The 9,017-nt window shown below is 65.4% G+C and carries 13 protein-coding genes; 5 read left to right on the top strand and 8 right to left on the bottom strand.

Annotated elements, in window-relative coordinates:
• Window position 1: 1 nt before the first annotated feature.
• Window positions 2-352 (bottom strand): ArsR/SmtB family transcription factor, encoded by a 351-nt coding sequence (locus tag TX79_RS09745; RefSeq protein WP_049927254.1) that lies wholly within the window; start codon window positions 350-352, stop codon window positions 2-4.
• A gap of 233 nt (window positions 353-585) precedes the next feature.
• On the opposite strand from TX79_RS09745, the gene TX79_RS09750 reads away from it, so the two are divergent.
• Together TX79_RS09750 and TX79_RS09755 are read left to right on the top strand one after the other, a co-directional pair.
• Window positions 586-786 (top strand): DUF7835 family putative zinc beta-ribbon protein, encoded by a 201-nt coding sequence (locus tag TX79_RS09750; RefSeq protein ID WP_049927255.1) that lies wholly within the window; start codon window positions 586-588, stop codon window positions 784-786.
• Between the two features lie 268 nt (window positions 787-1,054).
• A complete protein-coding gene (locus TX79_RS09755; protein WP_049927256.1) occupies window positions 1,055-1,300 on the top strand; it encodes a hypothetical protein in 246 nt (81 codons plus the stop codon).
• A gap of 8 nt (window positions 1,301-1,308) precedes the next feature.
• Here TX79_RS09755 and TX79_RS09760 read toward each other — a convergent pair whose 3' ends face one another.
• Window positions 1,309-2,253, bottom strand: a complete 945-nt coding sequence (locus TX79_RS09760) for a DUF7351 domain-containing protein (RefSeq protein WP_049927257.1) — start codon at window positions 2,251-2,253, stop codon at window positions 1,309-1,311.
• 144 nt (window positions 2,254-2,397) lie between these two features.
• On the opposite strand from TX79_RS09760, the gene TX79_RS09765 reads away from it, so the two are divergent.
• Window positions 2,398-3,108 carry a helix-turn-helix domain-containing protein gene (locus tag TX79_RS09765; RefSeq protein WP_049927258.1) on the top strand — a complete coding sequence of 237 codons (711 nt, stop codon included), beginning with the start codon at window positions 2,398-2,400 and terminating at the stop codon, window positions 3,106-3,108.
• A gap of 2 nt (window positions 3,109-3,110) precedes the next feature.
• The gene (locus TX79_RS19675; RefSeq protein ID WP_195892484.1) at window positions 3,111-3,287 is read left to right on the top strand and encodes a hypothetical protein; all 177 of its coding nucleotides are present in this window, start codon (window positions 3,111-3,113) and stop codon (window positions 3,285-3,287) included.
• 54 nt (window positions 3,288-3,341) lie between these two features.
• On the opposite strand, the gene gcvH is transcribed toward TX79_RS19675, so the two are convergent.
• On the bottom strand, window positions 3,342-3,725 hold the full coding sequence (gcvH, locus tag TX79_RS09770) for a glycine cleavage system protein GcvH (RefSeq protein ID WP_049927259.1): 384 nt from the start codon (window positions 3,723-3,725) through the stop codon (window positions 3,342-3,344).
• A gap of 66 nt (window positions 3,726-3,791) precedes the next feature.
• On the bottom strand, window positions 3,792-4,907 hold the full coding sequence (gene gcvT / locus TX79_RS09775) for a glycine cleavage system aminomethyltransferase GcvT (protein WP_049927260.1): 1,116 nt from the start codon (window positions 4,905-4,907) through the stop codon (window positions 3,792-3,794).
• Window positions 4,908-5,038: 131 nt separating this feature from the next.
• Between gcvT and TX79_RS09780 the strand changes: the two genes are divergently transcribed.
• The gene (locus TX79_RS09780; RefSeq protein WP_049927261.1) at window positions 5,039-6,517 is read left to right on the top strand and encodes an aldehyde dehydrogenase family protein; all 1,479 of its coding nucleotides are present in this window, start codon (window positions 5,039-5,041) and stop codon (window positions 6,515-6,517) included.
• Window positions 6,518-6,601: 84 nt separating this feature from the next.
• Here the strand turns inward: TX79_RS09780 and TX79_RS09785 are convergent, their stop codons facing one another.
• The 4 genes from TX79_RS09785 to TX79_RS09800 all read right to left on the bottom strand — a co-directional run bounded on the left by TX79_RS09785 (window position 6,602) and on the right by TX79_RS09800 (window position 8,948).
• Window positions 6,602-6,895 (bottom strand): HalOD1 output domain-containing protein, encoded by a 294-nt coding sequence (locus tag TX79_RS09785; RefSeq protein WP_049927262.1) that lies wholly within the window; start codon window positions 6,893-6,895, stop codon window positions 6,602-6,604.
• A 107-nt stretch (window positions 6,896-7,002) separates the two neighbouring features.
• Window positions 7,003-7,755 carry a helix-turn-helix domain-containing protein gene (locus TX79_RS09790; RefSeq protein ID WP_049927263.1) on the bottom strand — a complete coding sequence of 251 codons (753 nt, stop codon included), beginning with the start codon at window positions 7,753-7,755 and terminating at the stop codon, window positions 7,003-7,005.
• An 88-nt stretch (window positions 7,756-7,843) separates the two neighbouring features.
• Window positions 7,844-8,197 (bottom strand): DUF7344 domain-containing protein, encoded by a 354-nt coding sequence (locus TX79_RS09795; RefSeq protein WP_049927264.1) that lies wholly within the window; start codon window positions 8,195-8,197, stop codon window positions 7,844-7,846.
• Between the two features lie 91 nt (window positions 8,198-8,288).
• Entirely contained in the window at window positions 8,289-8,948 is a 660-nt protein-coding gene (locus tag TX79_RS09800; protein WP_049927265.1) for a helix-turn-helix domain-containing protein, read from the bottom strand.
• Window positions 8,949-9,017: the final 69 nt, after the last annotated feature.

A 9,017-nucleotide genomic window follows, 5' to 3' on the forward strand; every position in this document is an offset into this window, starting at 1 on the left:
CTTAGTTCACCCCGAGTTCGTCCCACAGCTGGGAGAAGCGGTCGGGGAGGTTCTCCTCACGGAAGATCCGCACGTCGTACTCGTCGTCCTCGAGCGAGATGACGGTGCTGTTGAAGTTACAGTGGTACTCCTTGTAGTGGTTCCCGTCGTCCGCGACGAGCGTGCGATGTTTGATGAGGTCGTTCTCCTCGAGCAGTTCGAGTCGTCGATAGATCGTCGGCTGGGAGAGATCGAGACGCTCGGCCAGATCTTTCGCCGATCCGGGCTCGCGGCTGATGGAGGCGAGCACCGTCCGTGCGTGCTCGTCCCCGATCGTGTTGAGAATTTCCTCGATGGAGGACTCCTCGTCCATGAATACGTTGTAGCGGTACTCGAACCAAAAGAGTTTCCTAGTTCGCAGAATGCAATGACACTGACACACTCGCCGCGACCGACACCCTGTGGAAAAATCGCTTCCCGGCCACTGGTGGTAATTTCCACCGTCAGAGCGGTGTTTTCAGTTCGTGAGAACACCTATATATATCTCGTCTCGGACGGCGAAGTCACTGCTGTCGCTATAAGAGAAGGTGGTGCAAACGGGTGGGTATGGCAACAACGGATGGCGTATCAAACGGCATGACCGAACCCTGTGAAGAGTGCGAAACGGATACCCTTCACGACGTGTCTGTCCAGCTAGTGACCGAATCGACCAGCGAAAAGAACGCGCAGTACTCCCGCGAACCGTACCGGGTCAAGGAGTGTCTGCGATGCGGTAACCGCGAGAGCCAGCGGATGAACAACGCCTGATCGACGCCCCGACGGAAGTCCGACGGATCCGTCAGTTCGGACGCATACCCCCACGGACGGCGGCGACGTCGTCCGCCCGCCACGGACGGCGGCCCGAACTGGTCGGAACCACGTTTTTCGCCCGTTTCGTTCGGACGGTCTTCGAGACAGCAACGTGACTCGAGGGTTGTGATCCCCGGAGCCGTATGGCCACGTCACCGGTGTCCGATTCCGAACAGAAGCGACGTTCACAGAGTGCTTTTCCACCGGGCGCACGAACCCCGTCGTGATGACGTTCCAGCAGTACGTTACGGACGCGGATTGGATCGTGAAGTTCCTCGCGGGGGCGCTGGTGGGGGTGGGCCTTTCGCTGTTGATATCGGGCGATCCCGTCTCGGTTCCCGCCGTGGGTTCCGTAGACGCCGTCACGGTCGGACTCGTGGGCACCGCTGTCGGGATCGCTCTTCTCTCCCGGACCGGCGGGTGCAACTCGTGTGCCGAAGGGGCCTGCGCCTGTGGCGGAGACTGCCAGTAGCAACGGGGTCACCCGTCTGCGAGCGTGGATCGATCGGCGGACGTGACCTGCAGGTCGTCGTCGAGCCACACCGTGAGTCGCTCCTGGCCCAGTTCGAAGGGGACCGCGACCACGGGGGGCTCCTCATCGTGGACGCGCGTTCCGGCCTCGGCGTCGGCCACGACTGGCTCCCAGCGACGCACGGCACGAGCGTCCCGGTCGTGATCGGCGAAGAACCCGACGACGGCCGGGGCAGTCAGCGCGACCTGGGCCGGATGCCCGATACCGCCCGCGTTGCACGCCGAACACGCGAGTACGGCGTAGACGTCGAACTCACAGCGCTGCCCGCAGACGCCCGGGTCGTCGGACCTGAGTTCGCGCTCGACCGGTGCCGAGCAGGCGTGACAGACTCCTTCCCGGAGGAGGCTAGTCTCGTGGCGTCCGGTCCGCACCGCCGCGTCCAGCGCTTCTTCCCGACTCCGATCCCGCACCCCTCGGTTCGGAAGCCGATAGGTGTGGAAGAAGTCACCACAGTCACCACAGCGGACGTACAGGTAGTGATCCGCTGGGTACTCCGCGGTCAGTTCGGCACCACACGTTGGACAGTCGCCGGCACCGAACGGCTCGAGGCGCTCCCGCTCTGTCAGCGTGCCAGCGACGATCGCCCGATAGAGCAGGTTTCCGGGCGGATTGAGCCGGTATCCGCCGTCGACCTTCCGGACGAAGGTGTCCACGAGTCGATCGAGATGGTAGTTGAACCGGCCGCTGTCCTCGACGCCGACGCGATCCATCAGCGTGGAGAACTCGAGTACGCCCGGTCGCGCGTCGGCTGGGTCGACGGCCTCCCCCAGCGCGACGACGATCCGCGCTCGCGTCTCCTCGCCGATGATCGACAGCGCGTCCTCGAGCGAGAGCGCCGGTACAGGCTCGTATCGATCGGTCCACTCGCCCCCAGTCCCGCTCTCCTCGGCCATAGAAGCACCAACTGGTAGCGCATACGTAAACGTACGCCCCATCGCGGGGGTCCGGACTGGGCTCGGGCTCGGACGCCGGGACGATCCGGTCGTCCAGCGGTCGGTCTCCGGTAGCTACTTGGGTCGACCGTCCAAGGACCGTACATGGGCGGACGCGGACCGAAACGGGAACTGGCCGAGAAGATCGCCGGGGAGATCACCCTGAGCGACGACCCCGGGGCCACCCTCCGCAAGTGGCGGACCGACTTCGACGTCTCGCAGACCGATCTGGCGGCCGAACTCGGCGTCTCCTCCTCGGTGATCTCCGACTACGAGAGCGGCCGCCGCGAGAGCCCCGGAATCGGCGTCGTCGGCCGACTCGTCGAGGGGCTACTGGCCATCGACGAGCGCCGCGGCGGCGATCGCATTCGGCAGTACGGCCGGGTGCTCTCGGCCGGCTTCGACAGCGACGTCGTGCTCGACCTGCGCGAGTACGCGACGTCGATCCACCTCTCGCAACTGTACGACGACCTCGACGCGACCGAAATCGCGACGGGCAACACCGACCGCATCAGCGGCCACACGGTCATCGACAGCATCGAAGCAATCACGCGGCTCTCGAGCGAGGAGTTCTTCCGGCTCTACGGACAGAGCACCAATCGAGCGCTGGTGTTCACCGACGTGACCCGCGGGGAGTCGCCGCTGGTCGCGCTGCGCGTCGTCAACCCGACGCCGAACGCCGTGATCCTCCACGGCATCGACGAGGACGCTCTCTGGGACCACGCGGCCGACCTCGCCAGGATCGACGGCTACTCGCTCGCCATCACGTCCACGCCGCTCGAGGAGATGCTCGATCACCTCGTCACGCTCGAGTGACGATGGTCGATCGAACCGAACGACTGACGCTCGCCGTGACGGTCGTCTTCGGAGTCACGCTCGTCGCAACGGCCGTCGTCGGTCACCCGCTCGTGTGGGTGCTCTGGGCCGTCGCGATGGTAGTTCTGACTGGCGGCACGCTCGTGGCCGTGAACCGGGCCGATCGACGAGACGAGTAGCTACTCGCGGAGCGGCGTGTCGAGTCGTGGCGATCAGGAACGCGGAGAACCGGTTCAGGCGATCTGATCTTCGTACTCGTCGGCGGTCAGCAAGTCCTCGAGTTCGGCCGTATCGTCGGGATCGATCTCGAGCATCCAGCCGTCGCCGAACGGGTCCTCGTTGACGAGTTCGGGGGCGTCGAACAGTTCCTCGTTGACGGCCGTGACCTCGCCGCTCACCGGCGCGTAGAGGTCGGAGACGGCCTTGATGGACTCGATGACGCCGAACTCCTCCTCCTGCGTCAGGTCGTCGCCCTCGTCGGGGAGTTCGACGAAGACGACGTCGCCGAGTTCGTCCTGGGCGAAATCGGAGATGCCGACGCGGACGACGCCGTCGTCCTCGAGTGCCCATTCGTGCGATTCCAGGTATCGTCTGTCGTCGGGTACGTCGAAGGTCATGCTGTATCGATCGGGGTGGTGGTTTTCAACGATGTCGATTCGGTGATCGTTCGGTTCGGCGGGTCGTTAGACGGTGTCGACGAACGGCGTCCGTTCGACGCGCGCTTTCTTCCGTTGGCCGCGGACGACCACCTGCAGGGTCGTCCCCGGGTCGGCGTACTCGACGGGGACGTAGCCGAGTCCGATCGGCTGCTCGAGGGTCGGACTCATCGTCCCGCTCGTGACGGTCCCGACGACGCGACCGTCGGTGTTCGTCACGTCGTAGCCGTGTCGTGGAACGCCGCGATCGATGAGCTGGAAGCCGACGAGTTGCTCCTCGACGCCCTCGTCGTTCGCTCGCTCGAGCGCGTCGCGGCCGACGAACTCGGTCTCGAGGGCGACCGTGAAGCCGATGCCCGCCTCGTAGGGCGTCCGCGGGTTCGACTCCCGATCGAAGTCCTGGCCGGCCAGCAGGAGGCCGGCCTCGATACGAAGGGTGTCTCGAGCGCCCAGTCCGCATGGCTGGCAGTCGAACAGCGACCAGACCCGTTCGGCTTCTGCCGTCGGGACGAGCAACTCGAAACCGTCCTCGCCGGTGTAGCCGGTCCGGGCGGTCCAGCACTCGACGCCGTCGAACGTCGCGTAGGTCGCTTCAAATCGCGAGCGGTCGATCACCGACTCCTCGGCGACCGATTCGACGAGGTCCGGAGCCGCCGGCCCCTGCACGGCGAACATCGCGAACTCGTCGGTCCGGTTGTCGACGGTCGCCTCGAGGTCCCACTCGTTGCGGTAGCCGATCCAGCGTTCGTGGGCCGCCTCGTCCGTCCCGGCGTTGGGGACGAACAGGTAGCTCGGCTCGTCTGAGTCTGCCGCCGCACCGTCCCCGTCTGGGAGTCGGTAAACGACAGTGTCGTCGACGATGGTGCCGTCCTCGTCGGTGATCGCCGCGTACTGAGAGTCGCCGACCGCGAGCCGCGTGACGTCGTTCGTGGTGAGCCGTTGCATCAGTTCGGTCGCGTCCGGGCCGGTGACGTGGATCTGGCCCATGTGTGAGACGTCGAAGATGCCGACGTCCTCGCGGACGGCCTCGTGTTCCGTCCGGATCGAGTCGAACTCGACGGGCATGTCCCAGCCGCCGAACTCCGTGAACTTCGCCTCGCGCTCGCTGTGACGCTCCCACAGCGGCGGCTTCGACAGCGGCATACCAGAGCGGTCATCCGCCGGGTAGTAATGTCTTTTCGTCGACCCGCCAGTCCGCAGACGGATCAACCGACGCATCTATCGTAACCGGTTGCCGAAGCTATAAACCTAAAACTAACGTACCGTTCGAACGTATGAGCGGCCTTACGCTCGAGCCCCAGGCCGACTGGGACCGACAGTACATCGACGGCGAGTGGGTCGAAGCGACCGGCGGCGAGACGATCACGGTGGAGAACCCGGCGACGCAGGAGGCGTTCGCCGAGGTCCCGGCCGCGACGGTCGACGACGTCGACGCGGCCTACGACGCGGCAGAGGCGGCCCAGTCCGAGTGGGCCGCACGTCCCCGCGAGGAGCGCAACGAGATCGTACAGAACCTCCTCGAGGAGATCAACGACCGCTACGACGAGATCACCCAGTTGCTCGCGACCGAGGCCGGGACGCCGTCGTTCCGCGCGACGGCGGAGTTCGCTAGCGCGACCGGTGACGTCGAGATGGCACTCGAACTCGAACCCCCCGAGGAAGAAGTTCGCCCATCGACCTCGATCGAGGCCAAGGACAACCACGTCGTCTACGAACCGGTCGGCGTCGTCGGGATCATCTCGCCGTGGAACTTCCCGTTCCACCTCTCGATGCGCGCGCTCGCGCCGGCGATTGCACTCGGTAACACCGTCGTCCTCAAGCCCGCGTCGGACACGCCGATCACCGGCGGCCTCCTCATCGCGAAACTCTGTGAGGCCGCGGGCGTCCCCGACGGCGTCGTCAACGTCGTCACCGGCCGCGGCTCCGACATCGGCGACCGGATGACCGGCCACCCCACGCCGCGCGTGATTTCCTTCACCGGATCGACGAGCGTCGGCAAGAACGTCGCGAAAAACGCCGGCGAGAGCCTCGCACTACCCGCCCTCGAACTCGGCGGCAACGCCCCCTTCGTCGTCACCGACGACGCGGACCTCGAGGTGGCCGCCAAGGCCGGCGCTTTCGGGTCGTTCTTCCACCAGGGGCAGGTCTGTATCTCGATCAACCGCCACCTCGTCCACGAGGACCTTTACGACGAGTACGTCGATCGGCTGGTCGAGCACGCCGAATCGCTGTACGTGGGCGACCCCTCCGAAGACGAGTCGGTCACGTTCGGCCCCGTCCAGAACGAGACGCAGCGCGACGACATCCTCGCGTTCGTCGAGGAGTCGGTCGAGGCCGGGGCGACCCTCGAGACCGGCGGCGACGCCGACGGCCTGTTCGTCGAGCCGACGGTGCTCTCGGACTGTACCAACGACATGCCGACCGCGTGTAACGAACACTTCGGTCCCGTCGCACCCGTGATTCCCTTCTCCGACGACGAGGAGGCGATCGAACTCGCCAACGACACCGAGTACGGCCTCTCCGCGTCGGTCTTCTGCGAGGACGAAACGCGCGCCCGCGAGCTCGCAGACCGAATCGAGGCCGGGATGGTCCACGTCAACGACCAGCCGATCAACGAGGACCACAACGCGCCGTTCGGCGGCGTCAAACAGTCAGGCCTGGGTCGGTACCACGGCGAGTGGATCGTTCAGGAACTGACCGAACCCAAGTGGATCTCCGTCCAGAACGACGAGCGCGACTACATGATCTTCTGATCGAGGCGGCCCCCAGAGCGGGCTCCGGCCGCTACTCGAGCCGACGTTGCCGATTCTGACTCCTGTCCGTCGGTTTTGGAACCCTCACTGGAAGACGTAGCCACGACCGTTCGCCTCCACGACGATCGAATACGCGCCGTATTCGAACTCGAGGGAGCCGCCCGCGTCGCCGGGACGGGCCGACCAGTGCTCGAGGAGTCGGTTCAGCGCGTCCGGATCGAGCGCGTCGTACAGCGGCTCGAGCGCGTCCGGGGCGGCGTCGGTAACCTCGCTCACCGCCATCACGACAGCGTAACTGACGGTGGGGCTGTCGTGCCAGTCGAAGGAGTGGACCGGTTCGGAGCGGCTGGCGACGGGGAGGTCTGACGGGGAATCCATACAGTACGTGGACGGCCACGGGGGATACCTCGTCGCCCCCACGTGCTGAGCCATTTATATAGTCGATCGACGACGGGCCACGCGTTCGCCGCGGGTCGTCCACTCCCTCAGGAATCCGGGAGTCCGATCCCGGTCGTCCGACCGATGTTCAGGGTGTTGCTGACGAGGTTCGTCTGGCCCCGGCGAAGGCGTTCGGACGCCGATTTCGGGGAAATCCCGAGCGCGTCCGCGACCTCCTCGAGCGTCGTTTCGCGGGGGACCGAGAAGTAGCCCATCTCCAGGGCGCGGAGGACGGCGTCCCGCTGTTTCGCCGTGAGGTTGTACTGCCCCAGCTTCGGGGCCTCGAGTTCGTAGAGCCGAACGACGCGGTACCCGTGGTCGCAGTCGGAGAGCACGTCCTGAAAGTCGGAGAGGTCCTCGTGGGAGAGAAAGCGGATTTTCAGCCGCCACTCGTCACCGTGACCGCTCGCTTTCAGCAGCGTCGTCTTGTCCTGGTTGTTCGCACACCAGGAGAGCAACTCGCCGTCGGATCGATCCCACTCGAACCGGTAGAGGGCGGCGTCATCGAACGTTGCGATCCGGCTCGCGCGGCTCACCCGCGGATCCGTTTCGGCCGCCGTCGTGAACCGCGGTGGCGGTTGCTCGTTCGTCCAGAGATACGGGAGGGGCGGATCCGTCGTGGGGACGAACCGTTCGGCTTCGACGACGAGGTCCGGAAACTCGCGTAACGCGGCCTCGAGACCGATCGCCTCGCTCGGGACGACGAACTCGAACACGACGGTCGGTCCGTCCGCACCGCTGGGTTCCGACGCGGGCGTTCCTTCGTTTCGATCGGCGTGATCGTTCGGTGGTGGTGACATAGGGGCGTCGACGGGACGAAAAACGGGGCTACTGGTCCGCGAACGGGCTATCGGTCTCCTCGAGTCGGTCTTCGAGCCGTCCCGTCCGCTACGTGACGAACTGGGGGTTCGACTCGAGATACGGCCGGAGGCCTTCGAACGCCGCGGACGACGCCCGCAACGTCACCGAATCCTGTGCTTGACTGTAGCGAACGCAGTCCGCGTCGGCCAGTTTCGGGACGTGCGTGTGATACAGCGACAGGTAGACGCGCGTCACGTCCTCGGCGTCGATGTCGGGAAGCGCCGCGTCGTACTCGCGGACGGCGACCTCGTCGGCCAGATCGGCCAGCGCCATCGGGGTGTCGTGCTCGCGGAGACACTGGAGCGCGTGGCGACGACGGTGGTGAGCGAGTAGCTCGAAGGTGGTGGTGACGGTTTCGTGGTTCTGCTGTGACCCAACCATAGGTGTACCGAGCGGTGCTGCGGGGAAGAGGAGCCAGGTTGTATTGACCACGTGCAGTTGGCGACGCTGTGGGTCCACGCCCGGCGGTCGATCACTCCTCGGGGTGGCTGATCGTCAGCGTACTCGTGATGAGGTTCCGGTAGGCGGCGTGAAACCGTTTCGAGAGGGCCTGCTGGGAGATCTCCAGTCGATCCGCGAGGTCGCTCATCGTCACTTCCTGGGGGACCTCGTAGTAGCCCGCCTCGAGCGCGGTGACCAGCGTCTCCCGTTGTTTCGTCGTGAGATCGTACTGGGCGCTCGCCATCGGCTGTTCCTGCTCCTGGATCCGTTTGAGGTCGTACGAGATGTCGTTCCCCGAACAGTAATCCTGAAACTGTGAGAGGCTGTCCCGGTCGTCGAATCGCATGCGTAACTCCCAGCGGTCGGCTTTCCCGACGGCCTGCAGGATCGTCGCCCCGAGTTCCACGTAGGCGTAGACGATCGTCTCGACGTTCTGGGTCCACTCGGCCCGATACAACCGGGCGTCGTCCACCTCGTCGACCACGGTAACGCGTCGAACGGACTCGTCCTCGTGAAAGGCTGACTCGAACGTCTCCTGATCGCCGCCCGTCACCCAGAAGTACGGCATCACGCGGTCCTCCATCGTCGCGACGACTTGCTCGATCTCGACGACCATCCGGGGAACCGCCGTCAGCGCGTGATGCAACGCGAGGTCGGTGGACTTGACCGAGAATTCGGCGATGATGCTCACGGTGCGTCTACGAGTCGCATACACAAGAGTTCGCCGCGTCTACGGCGTCGGCGCAGTAACGCGTTCGAT

The sequence above is a fragment of the Halopiger goleimassiliensis genome (genome assembly GCF_000455345.1).
GTDB classification, from domain to species: Archaea; Halobacteriota; Halobacteria; order Halobacteriales; family Natrialbaceae; genus Halopiger_A; species Halopiger_A goleimassiliensis.

What these genes read in the sequence shown, in the direction of transcription:
- TX79_RS09745 (WP_049927254.1), bottom strand. Translation starts at nt 352, where the DNA reads ATGGACGAGGAGTCCTCCATCGAGGAAATTCTCAACACGATCGGGGAC.
- TX79_RS19675 (WP_195892484.1), top strand. Translation starts at nt 3,111, where the DNA reads ATGGTCGATCGAACCGAACGACTGACGCTCGCCGTGACGGTCGTCTTC.
- TX79_RS09765 (WP_049927258.1), top strand. Translation starts at nt 2,398, where the DNA reads ATGGGCGGACGCGGACCGAAACGGGAACTGGCCGAGAAGATCGCCGGG.
- gcvH (WP_049927259.1), bottom strand. Translation starts at nt 3,725, where the DNA reads ATGACCTTCGACGTACCCGACGACAGACGATACCTGGAATCGCACGAA.
- TX79_RS09780 (WP_049927261.1), top strand. Translation starts at nt 5,039, where the DNA reads ATGAGCGGCCTTACGCTCGAGCCCCAGGCCGACTGGGACCGACAGTAC.
- gcvT (WP_049927260.1), bottom strand. Translation starts at nt 4,907, where the DNA reads ATGCCGCTGTCGAAGCCGCCGCTGTGGGAGCGTCACAGCGAGCGCGAG.
- TX79_RS09785 (WP_049927262.1), bottom strand. Translation starts at nt 6,895, where the DNA reads ATGGATTCCCCGTCAGACCTCCCCGTCGCCAGCCGCTCCGAACCGGTC.
- TX79_RS09760 (WP_049927257.1), bottom strand. Translation starts at nt 2,253, where the DNA reads ATGGCCGAGGAGAGCGGGACTGGGGGCGAGTGGACCGATCGATACGAG.
- TX79_RS09755 (WP_049927256.1), top strand. Translation starts at nt 1,055, where the DNA reads ATGACGTTCCAGCAGTACGTTACGGACGCGGATTGGATCGTGAAGTTC.
- TX79_RS09790 (WP_049927263.1), bottom strand. Translation starts at nt 7,755, where the DNA reads ATGTCACCACCACCGAACGATCACGCCGATCGAAACGAAGGAACGCCC.
- TX79_RS09750 (WP_049927255.1), top strand. Translation starts at nt 586, where the DNA reads ATGGCAACAACGGATGGCGTATCAAACGGCATGACCGAACCCTGTGAA.
- TX79_RS09795 (WP_049927264.1), bottom strand. Translation starts at nt 8,197, where the DNA reads ATGGTTGGGTCACAGCAGAACCACGAAACCGTCACCACCACCTTCGAG.